The organism is Aliiglaciecola sp. CAU 1673, assembly GCF_029223185.1.
In the GTDB taxonomy this organism is placed as follows: domain Bacteria; phylum Pseudomonadota; class Gammaproteobacteria; order Enterobacterales; family Alteromonadaceae; genus Bowmanella.
Window position 1 is genome coordinate 137,107 of sequence record NZ_JARHUG010000006.1, and the last position, 15,762, is coordinate 152,868.

Here is a 15,762-nt window from a genome sequence, read left to right on the forward strand (position 1 = left end):
CAAGTAGTAAAAGGTAGAGCAGCCGAATGTCGAAGCGAGACTATTACGAAGTTCTGGGCGTAGCCAAAGATGCCGAAGAAAAGGACATCAAAAAGGCCTATAAACGCCTGGCCATGAAATATCACCCGGATCGTACCCAGGGCGACAAGGGCCTTGAAGAAAAATTCAAGGAAATTCAGGAAGCCTATGAGGTTCTGACCGATTCGCAAAAGCGTGCGGCTTATGACCGCTACGGTCATGCCGGTGTGGATCCAAACCGTGGCGCCGGTCATGGCGGTCATGCTGATTTTGGCGATATTTTTGGTGATGTCTTTGGCGATATTTTTGGCGGTGGACGACGTCAGTCCCGTGCCCGTCAAGGCTCAGATTTACGCTATAACCTGGAGCTCAGCCTGGAAGATGCGGTGCGTGGTAAATCCGTTGAGATACGGGTACCGGCGCTGACCGGCTGTGACGAATGTGACGGCTCCGGCGCCAAAAAGGGTACCAGCCCCACCACTTGTCCAACCTGTCATGGCCAGGGGCAGGTGCAGATGCGCCAGGGCTTCTTCGCCGTGCAGCAAACCTGTCCCACCTGTTCCGGGCGCGGCAAGATCATTGCCGATCCTTGCCGTAAGTGCCGTGGTCAGGGACGTGTTGAGAAGACCAAGACCCTGTCGGTCAAAGTACCTGCCGGCGTAGATACCGGCGATCGTATTCGTCTGACCGGCGAAGGCGAAGCGGGGGAAATGGGCGGACCACCGGGCGATCTGTATGTGCAAGTTCATATAAAAGATCACCCGATTTTCGTGCGTGACGGCAATAATCTTTATTGTGAAGTGCCCATCAGTTTTACCCGCGCAGCCTTGGGCGGTGAAATTGAAGTGCCCACTCTGGACGGCAAGGTCAAACTGAAAGTTTCGCCGGAAACCCAGACCGGACGTATGTTCCGGCTGCGTGGTAAAGGTGTGAAATCTGTGCGTAGTGGCGCCATTGGTGACCTGCTGTGTAAGGTAGTCATTGAGACGCCGGTGAACCTTACCAGCCGTCAAAAAGAGCTGCTGGAAGAGCTGGATAAATCCATGGGTACCGGCGATGAGGCCGCAAAATACCGGCCCAAGGAAAAAGGCTTCTTCGATGGCGTGAAGAAGTTTTTTGACGACCTCACCAGCTAAGTTTTAGCACTAAGAAAACCCGTCCGCTGCGACGGGTTTTTTGTTTTTAAACTCTTTCGGTAAACTACAAAAAGTAGTATTTCTTAAAGATGCTCAAAAAGGAGATTGTCTAATTGAGATGGTCGTATCTGCCTTTTCTATGTCTTTTGGTTGCTCAAGCGCACGCCGCCGGGAAAGTATTGCATGTGGGTTTTCACTACTCAGCACCCTGGGCCTACGCAGGGGAGGGTGGTCGCTTACAGGGCATAGACTACGACATTGTGAGTCGAATCTTTGAGCACGCCGGTTATCAGATCAAGGCCGAAATCTACAGCCATGAGAGGCTGATTCAGAAGTTTTCAGATAAAGAACTGGATTTTGCCAGTCCGGTGGCCGTGCCGATAGCCGGGGCTTATTTGACCGTTCCCTATTTTGCCATTTTGGATGTCGCTGTTGCCCCGGCGAACAGTTATGTGCGGCTTGACGAGCTTGCCGATCTAAAAGGGCTTGATGTAGTGGCGTATCAAAAGGCCACCGAGGTGCTCGGTGCAGAATATGTCGGCATTGTATCGGGCGCGGGTTATTTAGAGATGGCCGAAAGGGATCGCCAATTTGATTTGCTGTTTAATCACAAAGTGCAAGTGATGGTGGGGGACGAGAAAGTGCTACGGTACTATGCCAGCAAACGTTACGGTGAGGGCGCCATCAAGGTATTTCGTATATTCCCCTTCAAAAACTATCCGGCGGCAGCCTGGGATAAACAAGTAGTCGAAGACTTCAACCAGGGACTGGCGAAAATGCAAGCCTCTGGCGAATATCAGCAGCTATTGGATATGGACAGGCCCTGATATCTGGCGTAGCTTTCTGCCTCTAGCGACAGCAGTTGGGATTGGATAAGACAGATGAATTTAGGCATTTTTGGCGCCAACGGGCGCATGGGCAGAGTATTGGTTGAGGCAATTGACAGCGATGTATCAGCCACGCTTATCTCTGCAACGGTGCGTAAAGGCTCAGATTGGGTTGGCATGGATGTTGGCGAACTGGCGGGTATCGGTAAGTATGGCTTGGCCGTAAGCGATTTACCGAGCACCGATGTGGATGCCATGATTGACTTTACGTTGCCCACTGCGCTGGCCTCCAATCTGGATTGGTGTATTGAGCACAAGAAGCCTGTTGTTATTGGCACCACAGGGCTGAATGCTGACCAAAAAGCCCTGCTCCAAGAAGCTGCTAAAAGCATTCCTGTTGTGTTTGCTGCCAACTATAGCATCGGTGTTAATCTCATGCTGAATCTGCTTAAACAAACTGCCAGGGTGATGGGTGAACACTGTGACATCGAGATCTGGGAAGCCCACCATCGTAACAAATTGGATGCGCCATCAGGCACGGCTGTGGCCATGGGCGAAGCCATTGCCGGAGAATTGGGCCGTGATTTAAACAACTGCGCCGTGTATGGTCGAGAGGGACATACCGGTAAGCGTCCTCAGGGCCAGATCGGTTTTGCTACTGTCCGCGCCGGGGATATCGTTGGTGAACATACCGTAATGTTTGCCGATATCGGCGAGCGTATTGAATTGACCCATAAGGCCAGTAGTCGCTTAACCTTTGCCAAAGGCGCCGTGCGTGCCGCCTTGTGGCTTAAGGACAAACCTGCCGGCCTCTACGATATGCAGCAGGTGCTGGGCCTTGAGGCACACGATTAATCCTGCATCTTTGCCGTCAGCAGTTTTGAAAAATCCAGCGTAAAGCAGCTTCCCTTGGAGCTGCTTTCAAGCTCTAGGCCAATCTCAAACTTCTGGCAAAGCCGTTTAACAATTGACAAGCCCATCCCCAAGCCTTCGCTTTGTGCCCCTTTTTGTCCCGACCTAAAGACGACTTCACTGTCCGCTATGCCCGGTCCGCTGTCTTTTATGGCGACCATACTGCCAGATTGGCGGATATTGATTTGACCTTGTTCGGTATAGAGCACGGCATTACCAATCAAGTTACCAAAGATCATCTCCAGTACCGTTGAACTCAGATTCACCTTGGTCTTGTTATCAACTTCAAGTTCTATCTCCAGGCCTTTTTCCGTGATCACTTTTTCATGGCTAAGCACGCTGCTTTCCAGGCTTTGTCCCAAACCACTGGATTGGTGCGTAACAGACTCTTCGCGAGCCAAGGCGAATAAGACATCAAGAATTTGCTGCATATCCTGCTGCGCCTTAGTCAACCGGGAAAGGTAGGGGGCTTGTTCTGTGGTTGAGTGCTGTTTAAGCAACTCCAATGCGCCCCGGCTTACGGTGATGGGAGTGCGCAGTTCGTGGCTGATATCGCGGGTAAAATCCTGTTCGCGCTGCACAAATGCCTGAATACGTTGAGTGGCATCCTCCAATTTGCTTGCCAGCAATCCCACCTCGTCCTGGCGAAATGCCTTGGAAAAGCCAGAGGGCAATTGGGTCAGTGATACGTTGCTTATTAATTGCGTCAGCGTTGACAGCGGCGATAGCAACCTGTTGTTGATCACAAAGGCAATCAGCAGCGCACCCAGTAACACCAAGCTGAACAACACCAGTAAAAACTCCAGCATGCCAGCCTTGATGTGTCTAACAATCAACAAGTTGCTGACATCTGCCAGTAAAATGGAGTCATCTTTCATTTTCAGCAGGTGGTAGTAACGTCCGTCTTCGCTGGCTAATTCCACTCTTTGCGGTTCTTCGTCTAACACGGCACGCACCGCTTCGGGCAATGTCCGGACATTTGGGTAGCGCTGAATAAAGTCCTGTCTTGGCACCATCCCCGGATTGGCTTGCAAATAATCGGCTTCGCGCTCAAGCATTGCGTTAAAGAACAAATCTTCTGTGTTGTAAGCGAACATAAAACTCATGGCCCCAAACAGCAGGGCAACAAAGGCAGAAAAACCGGCAAAACTAAACAATATACGTCTTTTAAGACTAAGCGTTTTCATGAATATCCAGGGTGTAGCCGATGCCATGGACGGTTCTAATCAGGGGCGTGCTGAAAGGCTTATCCAGGGCTTGGCGTAATAAATAAATATGGGATTTGAGGGCATCCGATTCGGTGGGCTCATCACCCCAGATACGCTCGCTGAGCTCAAGCTTACCGACCACCCTGGGGTAGTTGCTGGCAAGGATCAGAAGGATCTGATAGGGGATTGCATTTAACTCGATATCTCTTCCCTGACGCGTCACCCTGGCACTTCTTCTGTCAAGGCTAAGTTCGCCAAGCTCGAGAAGATGAGGTTGTTGTAACTGATGACGGTTTGCCAGTGCCAGGCAACGTACTTTTAACTCTTCTAATGCAAAGGGCTTGGTCAGGTAGTCATCTGCACCCAACTCAAACCCTTGTACCTTGTCAGACAGGCTATCACGGGCGGTTAGCATTAATACCGGGACATGACGTTTTGCCTGTTCGCGCAGCGCGCGGCAAACCTGCCAGCCATCGAGCTTGGGCAACATCAGATCCAGCACCACCACATCGTAATATTGTGACAAGGCCAGGCCCAGACCCTGTTTACCGTCTTCGGCAAAATCCAGGGTCCAACCTAGGGGGCCAAAATAATCGGCCAGGTTTAAGGCAATATCCCGATTGTCTTCAACAATCAGTAGCTTAAGCATATGTATGTTCCTATTCAGAAGATCATCATAACGGTTGCAAAAGCTCGGATACAGCGTCCTTGCTTAAAACTATCTTACTGCCACTGGGTCAACAGGGCTTTGGCATCTTCATGCTCGGGCCACTTTTTGAGTAGGTTGTTAAGGGCGTTATTGGCCATTTTTTGTTCACCGATTTGTTGGTAGCCTTGGGCGATGGCCATTTCCAGCTGAGGCTCGGCCATGGCCGGTGCAGCAAGTTCCATTAGCTCAATGGCCACGCGTTTTGCCTTTGTTTCCTGGGCCAGCATCAACTGGTAATAGCCATACATGCCAATCAGTTCAATTTGGTAATCTTGCTGATGCGCCTCAAGCTGTGTCTTAGCGGCTTCATCACCTTCCAGCAACCTTGCAATCAGTTTTACCGTAGCGTCATCCTGCCAATCCTTGTGAGGTTTGGGCTGGATGCCCATGGCTTTGACCATCTCAATGGCTGCATCGGCAGTGGAGAAAGGGTTTTGTCCGGTAATTAGACGACCATCCACCGATACCTGATGAAGCATCATGGGTGCTGCGATAAACTCTGCACCGCGCTCTTTCAGTTTGTCTTCCAGCAAAAAGGCAAATTCTGGCCGCCATTTTTTACCAAAGGCCATTTCTTCCTCATTGGTAAAACCGCTCACTTTTTTGCCTTCTAACAAATAGCGGCCATCAGAGAGCTTAACGTCAACCAGTGCCGCTGGGCCATGGCAAACGGCGGCAATCACACCATCGGTTTCATAGATCTGGCCAATGGTCTTTTGCAGGTCAGCGTCTTGGTGTAAATCAAACATTGGTCCTTTACCGCCAACCACAAATACTCCCCGATAGTCTTTGGCCCGGATATCCGCCAACTTCAAAGTGTCTGCGAGTTTGTGGGTGGCCTGATTGTCAGCGGTAAAGGCTTGGTTGTAGGCTTTGCTCTGATCATATTTGTCGGCGACAGGGGCACCGCCTTTGGGACTGGCAAAGTCCACCTCAATATCATGGTTCTTCAGGACCAGATAAGCCTTGGCCATTTCATCAAACTCAAAGCCCGGACGTTGCAGTTGGCCTTCTTCGTTCAACTCACCGTGGCTGCTAAGTACCATCAACACTTTGTCGGCGGCAAACGTCGGCATGGCAAGCACTGCGCTCAGAGAGAGGCAGGTGATCAGTGTCTTCATTTTCATTGCGGTTCTCCTGTAATTGAGAGGGCAGGTTACGACCGCATTGGTAAAATAAGGGTGAAATACGCAAACCTTGGCAAACGACATCAAAGTATTTGGCAAAAGTCTGACTTTTGTGGGTTTAATTGTTCTTTTGATATAAAGCCGCTGTTTTTACTATTTATCTAATAAATAATGGACGCATTCTGCAAGTTAATGTAGACTACTAAGAATTTGCCAAAAATTTGCAAAAAGCCCAGGGAAGCGGGCCTGCGTAGTCAGCAAATGCGAGTAAACGGGATGTAAATAGGTTATTTACGCCCGTTTTTTTTAAGGGCATCTCTATCCTGTGTTCAGTCATTCAGGGCCTTGTGGCTTGTGGTTGCAAAAAGACTTTTTGCCAACCTGTATGCGCCTGGGCTAAGCAGCGGCCTTAGTGGGCTGACTGGACTGAGGATACACATGCCCTTTGTCCCACAGGTTTTTACTGCTTTTAGCAGCAAAGACAGCAAATAGGAGGTTGACTTGACTAGATCTGCCATTTTGGTCCTTGAAGATGGCTCCGTCTTCAAAGGTACCGCCATCGGCGCCGACGGCAGTGCCGTTGGTGAGGTAGTGTTCAACACATCCATGACCGGCTATCAGGAGATCCTTACCGATCCCTCTTACGCCGAACAGATAGTGACCCTGACCTATCCCCATATCGGCAATACCGGTACCAACGATGAAGATCAGGAATCACAGCAGATCTGGGCCAAAGGCCTGATCATCCGAGATCTTCCGTTAATCGCCAGCAACTTCCGTAATCAACAATCCCTCTCCGACTATCTCAAACTGCACAATATCCTCGGCATCGCCGATATCGACACCCGTAGACTGACCCGTATTTTACGCACTACCGGCGCGCAAAACGGCTGCATCATGGCCGGCGAGGGGCTGGATGAGAGCAAAGCGCTGGCAGCAGCCAAAGCCTTCCCTGGTCTGAAAGGGATGGACCTGGCCAAAGTGGTGAGCACCAAAGAAGCTTTCGCGTGGAATCATGGCAGCTGGCAATTGGGACAAGGCCATGCCGAAAACCAGACCAACCTGCCTTACCATGTGGTGGCCTATGACTTTGGTGCTAAGAGCAATATTCTGCGTATGCTGGTGGATCGTGGCTGTCGTTTAACCGTGGTACCGGCGCAAACCTCGGCAGAAGAGGTACTCAAGCTCAACCCAAACGGCGTATTCTTATCTAACGGCCCGGGCGATCCGGAGCCTTGCACTTACGCTATTGACGCCATCAAGACGCTGCTGGATAAAAACATTCCTATTTTCGGCATCTGTCTGGGCCATCAGTTGCTGGGCTTGGCCAGTGGCGCCAAGACCATGAAGATGAAGTTTGGCCACCATGGCGCAAACCATCCGGTTAAAGATATTCCCAATAATCGCGTGATGATTACCAGTCAAAACCACGGTTTCGCCGTGGAAGAGGGCAGCCTGCCAGCCAACCTGGAAGTCACCCATGTGTCGCTGTTCGATAACAGTATCCAAGGCATTCACCGCACTGACAAACCGGCGTTCAGCTTCCAGGGACATCCTGAAGCCAGTCCGGGTCCGCAAGATGCCGCAGGCCTTTTTGACCATTTCATCGAACTGATTCAAGCGCGTAAGTAACGGGGAAGACCATGCCAAAACGTACCGACATAAAAAGTATTCTGATTTTAGGCGCTGGCCCCATTGTTATCGGCCAGGCTTGTGAATTTGACTATTCCGGCGCTCAGGCCTGTAAAGCCCTGCGTGAGGAAGGGTTCCGGGTAATCCTGGTGAATTCCAACCCGGCCACCATTATGACTGACCCTGAAATGGCTGATGCTACTTATATCGAGCCTATCCACTGGGAAGTCGTGCGCAAGATTATCGAAAAGGAACGCCCGGATGCGGTGCTGCCAACCATGGGTGGGCAGACCGCCCTGAACTGTGCCCTGGATCTGGAGAAACACGGCGTGCTGGCCGAGTTTGGCGTTGAGATGATTGGCGCCACCGCCGATGCTATCGACAAAGCCGAAGATCGTGAGCGCTTCGATCAGGCCATGAAGTCCATCGGCCTGGAGTGCCCTCGTGCTGAGATTGCACATACTATCGAACAAGCTCACGATGTGCTGACCCGCATCGGCTTCCCCTGCATTATCCGTCCGTCCTTCACCATGGGCGGCACCGGTGGCGGCATTGCTTACAACATCGATGAGTTTGACGAAATTTGTCGTCGTGGTTTGGATTTGTCGCCGACCAATGAGTTGCTGATCGACGAAAGCCTGATCGGCTGGAAAGAGTACGAAATGGAAGTGGTGCGCGATAAGAACGATAACTGCATTATCGTATGTACCATCGAAAACTTCGATCCTATGGGTATCCATACCGGTGACTCTATCACAGTGGCCCCGGCCCAGACCCTGACTGACAAAGAATTCCAGATTATGCGTAATGCCGCCATGGCGGTGCTGCGTGAAATCGGCGTAGAAACCGGCGGCTCCAATGTACAGTTTGGTGTGGATCCACAGACAGGCCGCATGGTAATTATCGAGATGAACCCGCGGGTATCCCGTTCATCGGCGTTGGCTTCCAAAGCCACCGGCTTCCCCATTGCCAAAGTGGCGGCCAAGTTGGCCGTGGGTTACACCCTGGATGAACTGGCCAACGATATTACCGGTGGTTTGACCCCGGCGTCTTTCGAGCCGTCCATCGACTATGTGGTTACCAAGATCCCACGTTTTAACTTTGAAAAGTTCCCCGGCGCCAATGACCGTTTGACCACCCAGATGAAATCGGTGGGTGAGGTCATGGCTATCGGTCGTAACCAGCAGGAATCGCTGCAAAAGGCAATGCGTGGCCTGGAGCTTGGCGCCAACGGTTTCGATCCTATTGTCGATTTAAATGACCCGGAAGCCCGTACCAAGATTGTTCGCGAACTGCGTGAAGCCGGTGCCGAGCGTTTGTGGTATATCGCCGATGCCATGCGTTTTGGCATGTCGGTATCTGACATCTTTGAACTGACCAATATCGATCCCTGGTTCCTGGTGCAGATTGAAGAACTGGTCAAGCTGGAACAGCAAGTAGCCGGATTAGGTCTGTCGAAAATCGACGCGACCTTAATGCGCACCCTTAAGCGCAAAGGTTTCTCCGATGCGCGCCTGGCCGCTTTGACTAATGTGGCAGAGTCGGATGTGCGCCAGACCCGGCACAAGATGGGTATTAGTCCCGTTTACAAGCGCGTGGATACCTGTGCGGCCGAGTTTGCCACCAGCACTGCCTACATGTACTCCACTTATGACGAAGAGTGCGAAGCCAACCCCAGCAACCGCGACAAGATTATGGTACTTGGGGGGGGGCCCAACCGTATCGGTCAGGGCATCGAGTTTGACTACTGCTGTGTACACGCGGCATTAGCCATGCGTGAAGACGGTTACGAAACCATTATGGTTAACTGTAACCCGGAAACCGTGTCCACCGACTATGACACCTCAGATCGCCTCTACTTCGAGCCGGTCACCCTGGAAGATGTGTTGGAAATCGTGCGTGTGGAAAAGCCAAAAGGCGTGATTGTCCAGTACGGTGGCCAGACGCCGCTGAAACTGGCCCGCGCGCTGGAAGCCAACGGTGTACCTATTATCGGTACCAGCCCGGACGCCATCGACCGCGCCGAAGATCGCGAGCGCTTCCTGCAAATGGTGCACAAGCTCAATCTGAAGCAGCCTGCTAATGCTACCGTCTCCAATATTGACCAGGCGCTGAAACAGGCCGAACGCATCGGCTTCCCGCTGGTGGTGCGCCCCTCTTATGTGCTGGGCGGCCGCGCCATGGAGATCGTCTACGACCTGAACGATCTCAAGCGCTATCTCAATGAGGCGGTGAAAGTTTCCAATGACTCGCCGGTGCTGCTGGACCGTTTCCTTGATGATGCCATCGAAGTAGATATCGACGCCATCTGTGATGGCAGTGAGGTGCTGATTGGCGGCATTATGGAGCATATAGAGCAAGCCGGCGTGCACTCTGGCGACTCTGCGTGTTCGCTACCGCCTTACTCCTTGTCCAAAGAAATCCAGGATAAGATGCGCGATCAGGTAAAAGCCATGGCCCTGGAACTTGGTGTTGTGGGTCTGATGAATACCCAGTTTGCGGTCAAGGACGGCGAAGTCTACCTGATAGAGGTAAACCCCCGCGCAGCCCGTACTGTTCCTTTTGTGTCCAAGGCTACCGGTGTACCGCTGGCAAAAGTGGCCGCTCGCACCATGGTCGGGCAAACCCTGGCCCAGCAAGGCGTGACCAAGGAAATCATTCCACCTTATTACTCGGTCAAAGAAGTGGTGATCCCCTTTGCCAAGTTCCAGGGTGTGGATCCGCTGCTTGGCCCCGAAATGCGCTCTACCGGTGAGGTGATGGGGGTGGGTGAAAGCTTCGAAGAAGCCTATGCCAAAGCTAACCTCGGCGCCAGCGCACCACTGCCCAAACGCGGTAAAGCGTTGTTGTCTGTGCGTGAGAATGACAAGGCCAAAGTCGTGGCCCTGGCCAAAGCCATGCTGGCCAAAGGCTTTAAGCTGGAAGCTACCCGCGGTACTGCTAAGATGATTACCGATGCCGGGTTGGAGTGTGCGGTGGTTAACAAGCTTGCCGAGGGGCGTCCTAATATTGTCGATGCTATCAAGAACAAAGAGTATTGCTACATCATCAATACCACAGAAGGACGCCAGGCCATTAACGACTCGGTATACATTCGTCGCGAAGCACTCTTGAATAAGGTAGCATACACCACCACTATGAATGGGGCCTTCGCCACGGTGAATGCGCAGGAGGCCGATGACAGAGCCAGAGTAAACTCGGTTCAGGAACTACACCAGAGAGTGATTCGTTAATGCAGTTGATCCCCATGACAGCCAAAGGCGCAGAAATGCTGCGTAATGAGCTGAATGAACTAAAAAGCGTGAAGCGCCCACAAATCATCCAGGCTATTGCGGAGGCCCGCGAACACGGCGATCTTAAAGAGAACGCCGAATATCACGCTGCCCGCGAACAGCAGGGATTTTGTGAAGGCCGTATTCAGGACATTGAAGCCAAGCTGTCCAATGCACAGATTATCGATGTCACCAAGATGGCCAATAATGGCAAGGTGATCTTCGGTGCTACGGTGACGTTGCTGAATATGGAGTCCGACAAGGAAATCACTTACCGCATCGTTGGCGATGATGAAGCGGATATCAAGAGTAACCTGATCTCTGTGAATTCACCCATTGCTCGTGGCCTGATTGGCAAATCACAGGATGATATTGTTAATATCCAAACCCCCTCGGGCTCGGTAGAGTTTGAGATTGTGGGTGTGGAATATATCTAAGCTTGATGGCTTTGAATAAGAAACGGGCTTAGGCCCGTTTTTTATGGGAGGTGTTTGGACTAGACTTGAGAAAACAACAACTAACGCCAGGTCATCATGAAGCCCTACCTGTTGGTTATCAAAAGTCGCCACCTCGAAGATGTGCGCCATTTTTATGCGCAATTGGGGATGTTGCTTGAAGCAGGACAGCAGGAGGGACATCCACCTCACTACTCGACTAAATTGCATGGTTTGGTGCTGGAGTTCCATGCCTGCATTTCGGGAGAGTCACCTAGTAATATTCGGTTGGGTTTTGAGCTGGATTCTAATCGACATGACTATGCCCATATCGTGCAACATATCCAGGAAATCAGCGAAAATATCCAGTTTTTTGGCGAAGATATGGCCTATACGGTGCTTCAGGATCCCGATGGCAGAGACATTGAACTGGTCTACTCCAGAGAGCAAATCAGCGCGTAGAAAATAGAATGTGGCGCTAATTGGTATTATTGTCATCCTTGGCGTAGATTTATCGAAGGTTATTTGGTGTGCGCCATTATGCTGTATCGCCTGACACTGCTTTTTCTCCTCCTCCTGCCAGCCGCTTCGGGGCAGACGTTATCTCCGGTTATTATCGATGTGTTCGATGATCATGAGCGTCATTGTCAATCCTCAATGGCTTATGGATTATCGTGGGAATTGGTCGTCGAAGCAGCAAAGTTATCCGGCATCCCCCTAAAGGCTGAGGAAGTCTCCTGGGATGGTGCTATGACCAGGTTGCACAATGGCAAGTCCAAGCTGGTATTCGGTGCATTGTGGAGTGAGGAACGTGCCCAATGGGCTGCCTTTAGTGTGCCTCTGGCGCCTGAGAGTTCGTCGCTGTTCACCCTGCCATCCAATCCTGTTTTGCGGATTGAGGAAATTGACTTGAATTCGGCAGTCGTAGGGGTATCCGAAGGCTCAGTTCAGCAGGAATATGCCAAAAAGCTGGGTTTCAAGCATATCTATGGCACCACAAACCGTAGCATGCTGTTTGGTATGCTTGAAAGCGGTCGCATTCACTACATGATTAACGGCGATCAATTTGTAAATTATTTCTGTATGTTCCAGATGTCGAACACTACGGTCAATTGCTTGCGACCTGTGGGGCAGCCCATTTACTCCACCTTTGTGCATGTAATTGGTCTTAAGAAAGATCTGGAAGCGAACTTGCTACTTAAACGCCTGAATGAAGGGCTGGCGGTAACCGCCCGTCAGCCAGGTACGCCGCAAAAGTTTAAGCAGCATGGTTTCTCGCAGCAACAGTTTCTGGCCTGGCAGGAGCAGTTTACGGTAGATCAGGGCGATTCACAGCCCTGAGTGGTCTGTGTTATCAGCGTGTAGCAATCACTACTGCGCGCTCGGGCGCTGGATAGCCCTCAATGGTTTTGCTGCGATCCGCCGGATCCAGAAAATCGGCCAGAGAATGGGTATTCATCCATTCGGTGCTGCGCTGCTCATCCAACGTAGTGACGTTTTTGTCCACGGTGCGAATATCTTTAAAGCCGGCTTTTTGCAGCCACACTTCCAGTGCCGCTGTACTGGGAATGAACCATACATTGCGCATCTGCGCATAGCGCTCGCCAGGCACCAGAGCGGTGTGTTCATTACCTTCCACTACCAGGGTTTCCAACACCAGCTCACCGCCGGGACGTAACAAGCTTTTAAGCTGGAATAAGAAATCCAGCGGACTGCGCCGGTGATATAGCACTCCCATGGAGAATACCGTATCAAAAGCACCTAGCTCGGGCAGCTGTTCCACCCCCAATGGCAACATATGCACATCAGGCTCTGGCAGAAAATGTTTGATGGCCAAAAACTGCATTAAAAACAGCGGGTAGGGGTCAACACCGACGGCGAGTTGGGCGCCTTCACCGGCCATGCGCCATAGGTGATAACCGCTGCCGCAACCCACATCCAGCACCTTTCGGCCGGCTAATGGGCTTAGATGGGGCAAGACCCTGTCCCATTTCCAGTCTGAACGCCATTCGGTATCGATATGAATGCCGTGCAGATGAAATGGCCCTTTGCGCCAGGGTTTAAACTGCTGCAATAAACCAATAATTTGCTTGGATGTATAGTCGTCGATATCGGCAGCGCTGCCAATTGTCACGCCGGACTGAATATCCACCTCGGACAAAACGGTGGCAGGTAGTTTCGCCAACAGCTTTTGCCATTTATCTAAATCATTCTTGTTTTGGCGTTGCCAGTCAGCCAATTGTGCCGGCAGTACTTCCAGCCAGGATGCCAAAGGAGAATCGATAATCTTCTTATAAAAATCACTAAATGCCTGCATCTGTCATCCTAAGCTTTGAAGGCGACCATTGAGGCAAAATTAAAACATTTAAACCACAGTAATGTGTCCGAGAATCCTGCTTCTTTTAGCCTGGCTTCATGGGTGTCAAAGCTATCGGTGCGCATTACATTTTCCAGAGCTGTCCGCTTTTGACTGATTTCCAGCTCGCTGTAACCGTTACGACGCTTGAATTCATGATGCAATTCGATAAGTAGCTCATTGCCCGCTTCGGTAGGATGGCGTAGTTTTTCGGAAAGCACCAACACCCCGCCTGGATTTAAACCAGAATAAATCTTCTTTAAAATATCAGCGCGCCGGTCTGGTTCAATGAATTGCAGGGTAAAGTTCATCACTACCATCGAGGCATTTTCGATGGGTTGATTCTGCAAGTCGTCGCAGATCACTTCAATGGGCACCTCTGATTTGAAGGCTTGCAGATGGCGACGACAGCGCTCCACCATGGCATGGGAGTTGTCCACTGCCATGATTTTGCAGCCAGGAGCCTGTACATAACGGCTCATGGCCAGGCTGACTGCGCCCAGAGAGCAGCCGAGGTCATAGAGGTTAGAATTGGCGTTGGCATAACGGCCGGCCATCTGACCGATGGCATCCACAATAGTGGCATAGCCAGGCACCGAGCGCTGGATCATATCAGGGAAGACTTCCGCCACCGTTTCGTCAAAGCGAAAATCGCTGACCTGCGTTTTGGGGGCAGAGTAGATCGCGTCTTTACCTGATTGCATGATGGGGTGACCGGCTGCTGAAAAGGTTGGCATTGTAGCCCAAGCGCAGCAGGGGAGAAAGGCCGCTTAAGCGGCCCAAATCAGAAGCTGTACTTGGCCGAGAATTGCAGCCTGTCCATATCGCCGTCGAGGCCCGATTCAATTTCACGTTCGGCGTGAGAATACTCCAGGCCGAAACTCAGCTCAGGGGTGGGCGAGAAAATCGCGTTCACGCGCATACTCTGGGTGTCTTTGGTGACGCCACTACCGGTCAATGCCACATCGTTATCGGCGCTGAAAAACGCATAGCTCAGGGTACTGCGCCATTGTTCGTTCCAAACGTGACGATAAGCAATGGAGCCGCCGCTCGAGTCGATGGATTCAAGCTCACCGCTGGCATTGAGCACCGCACCATTGGCGGTATTGATACCCAGGTAACGGCCCATGCCAGAGCCCGCGTTATACATCAGGCGCAGATCGTCTTTGCCCAGGTTAATCTTGGCTGAGAGGCTAAAGGCGGCCGCAGTCTCAGTTGTATCTATGCTGCTTCCGTCGTCATAGGCCAGCTGACGTACCAAGGCGGCGCCAGAGACATGACCCCAGGATGCCTTGTGGGTATAGCGAAGCACTAAATCCGGTACCGAGTTATCGTCGGTAACAATGCGTCCACCGCCTCCATAAGGCGTGACTGTGGTTTCGGGGTTTTCCAAAGCCACAGAGAAACCACCATAGGTATAGCGGACCATGGCTTGACGCACGAAGATGGTGCCATCGGTGGTACCGATAAAGTCCAGCGATTCGGGTAATACGGCGACGTCCTGAAAAGTGGTCCAGGTTTGGCCGAACAGCCAGCCATCGTATTCGATAGTGGCGATGCGCATGCGTGGACTGTAAGAGTTGGAGACGCGCTCATCGCCATTTGGCGTGGCCATAAAATCGAGTTCAATTTTGCTTTTTAGTTCTTTGCCGTTGGCCAGGGCCGTTTGACTGGCAAAACTAAAGCGCGTCTGGCGCGCATGCATATCGAAGGTAGTCCCTTCATCTGCACCACCAACCGGGGTCAGACCGGGAATGTAAAAATCCCGGCCGATGTTGCCGGAGGACAGGCTGCCATCTGAATATTGGCTGGCCATGGCATCCAGTTTGATATAACCGCCAAATTGGACTTTTGTGCTGTCCAGCACATCGGCGTGAGCGATGCCAAAGGCACCAAGCAGGGCGAGCGAGAGGGCTGTTTTTTGCGTTTTCATGTGGGTTCCTCGTTTCAGGGATACCCTACTGTTGGCTGTTAACCTTTCGCTAACAATTCGACCTTGGTCTACCTCTTCTTTGAGCGAGCACAAAAAAACATAGGAAACAACGTGTTAGCTTTGATGTTAATAGCGTTATGATGATGTTAATAAGCGCATTTACGACTATGGTCTAATACTGTAGCGAGCGCCCCGACA

The 15,762-nt window shown here is 51.5% G+C and carries 14 protein-coding genes; 8 read left to right on the top strand and 6 right to left on the bottom strand.

The features are described from left to right. Positions 1 to 26: 26 nt before the first annotated feature. From dnaJ to dapB, 3 genes are all read left to right on the top strand, one after another. Complete coding sequence (gene dnaJ / locus P2G88_RS07575) at positions 27 to 1,154, top strand: molecular chaperone DnaJ (RefSeq protein WP_275795226.1); 1,128 nt, start codon at positions 27 to 29, stop codon at positions 1,152 to 1,154. Between the two features lie 113 nt (positions 1,155 to 1,267). After that, positions 1,268 to 1,981 carry a transporter substrate-binding domain-containing protein gene (locus tag P2G88_RS07580; protein WP_275795227.1) on the top strand — a complete coding sequence of 238 codons (714 nt, stop codon included), beginning with the start codon at positions 1,268 to 1,270 and terminating at the stop codon, positions 1,979 to 1,981. Between the two features lie 54 nt (positions 1,982 to 2,035). Continuing rightward, entirely contained in the window at positions 2,036 to 2,836 is an 801-nt protein-coding gene (gene dapB / locus P2G88_RS07585) for a 4-hydroxy-tetrahydrodipicolinate reductase (protein WP_275795228.1), read from the top strand. On the opposite strand, the gene P2G88_RS07590 is transcribed toward dapB, so the two are convergent. The 3 genes from P2G88_RS07590 to P2G88_RS07600 all read right to left on the bottom strand — a co-directional run bounded on the left by P2G88_RS07590 (position 2,833) and on the right by P2G88_RS07600 (position 5,937). Then, complete coding sequence (locus P2G88_RS07590) at positions 2,833 to 4,080, bottom strand: HAMP domain-containing sensor histidine kinase (RefSeq protein ID WP_275795229.1); 1,248 nt, start codon at positions 4,078 to 4,080, stop codon at positions 2,833 to 2,835. The genes dapB and P2G88_RS07590 overlap by 4 nt on opposite strands. Then, positions 4,067 to 4,750 (bottom strand): response regulator transcription factor, encoded by a 684-nt coding sequence (locus P2G88_RS07595; protein WP_275795230.1) that lies wholly within the window; start codon positions 4,748 to 4,750, stop codon positions 4,067 to 4,069. The genes P2G88_RS07590 and P2G88_RS07595 overlap by 14 nt, the downstream gene beginning before the upstream one ends. Positions 4,751 to 4,824: 74 nt before the next feature. Further along, a complete protein-coding gene (locus P2G88_RS07600; protein WP_275795231.1) occupies positions 4,825 to 5,937 on the bottom strand; it encodes a type 1 glutamine amidotransferase domain-containing protein in 1,113 nt (370 codons plus the stop codon). 501 nt (positions 5,938 to 6,438) lie between these two features. Here P2G88_RS07600 and carA point away from each other — a divergent pair. From carA to P2G88_RS07625, 5 genes are all read left to right on the top strand, one after another. Beyond that, positions 6,439 to 7,569 carry a glutamine-hydrolyzing carbamoyl-phosphate synthase small subunit gene (gene carA, locus P2G88_RS07605; RefSeq protein WP_275795232.1) on the top strand — a complete coding sequence of 377 codons (1,131 nt, stop codon included), beginning with the start codon at positions 6,439 to 6,441 and terminating at the stop codon, positions 7,567 to 7,569. An 11-nt stretch (positions 7,570 to 7,580) separates the two neighbouring features. Further along, entirely contained in the window at positions 7,581 to 10,802 is a 3,222-nt protein-coding gene (carB, locus tag P2G88_RS07610) for a carbamoyl-phosphate synthase large subunit (protein ID WP_275795233.1), read from the top strand. Continuing rightward, the gene (gene greA / locus P2G88_RS07615; protein ID WP_275795234.1) at positions 10,802 to 11,278 is read left to right on the top strand and encodes a transcription elongation factor GreA; all 477 of its coding nucleotides are present in this window, start codon (positions 10,802 to 10,804) and stop codon (positions 11,276 to 11,278) included. Before carB ends, greA begins: the two co-directional genes overlap by 1 nt. 96 nt (positions 11,279 to 11,374) lie before the next feature. Continuing rightward, a complete protein-coding gene (locus P2G88_RS07620; protein WP_275795236.1) occupies positions 11,375 to 11,737 on the top strand; it encodes a hypothetical protein in 363 nt (120 codons plus the stop codon). A 66-nt stretch (positions 11,738 to 11,803) separates the two neighbouring features. Further along, a complete protein-coding gene (locus tag P2G88_RS07625; RefSeq protein ID WP_275795238.1) occupies positions 11,804 to 12,616 on the top strand; it encodes a transporter substrate-binding domain-containing protein in 813 nt (270 codons plus the stop codon). A gap of 13 nt (positions 12,617 to 12,629) precedes the next feature. On the opposite strand, the gene cmoB is transcribed toward P2G88_RS07625, so the two are convergent. The 3 genes from cmoB to P2G88_RS07640 all read right to left on the bottom strand — a co-directional run bounded on the left by cmoB (position 12,630) and on the right by P2G88_RS07640 (position 15,564). Beyond that, complete coding sequence (gene cmoB, locus P2G88_RS07630; protein WP_275795239.1) at positions 12,630 to 13,592, bottom strand: tRNA 5-methoxyuridine(34)/uridine 5-oxyacetic acid(34) synthase CmoB; 963 nt, start codon at positions 13,590 to 13,592, stop codon at positions 12,630 to 12,632. A gap of 8 nt (positions 13,593 to 13,600) precedes the next feature. After that, entirely contained in the window at positions 13,601 to 14,335 is a 735-nt protein-coding gene (gene cmoA / locus P2G88_RS07635; protein WP_275795329.1) for a carboxy-S-adenosyl-L-methionine synthase CmoA, read from the bottom strand. Between the two features lie 80 nt (positions 14,336 to 14,415). Continuing rightward, positions 14,416 to 15,564 carry a DcaP family trimeric outer membrane transporter gene (locus P2G88_RS07640; RefSeq protein ID WP_275795240.1) on the bottom strand — a complete coding sequence of 383 codons (1,149 nt, stop codon included), beginning with the start codon at positions 15,562 to 15,564 and terminating at the stop codon, positions 14,416 to 14,418. Positions 15,565 to 15,762 lie beyond the last annotated feature (198 nt).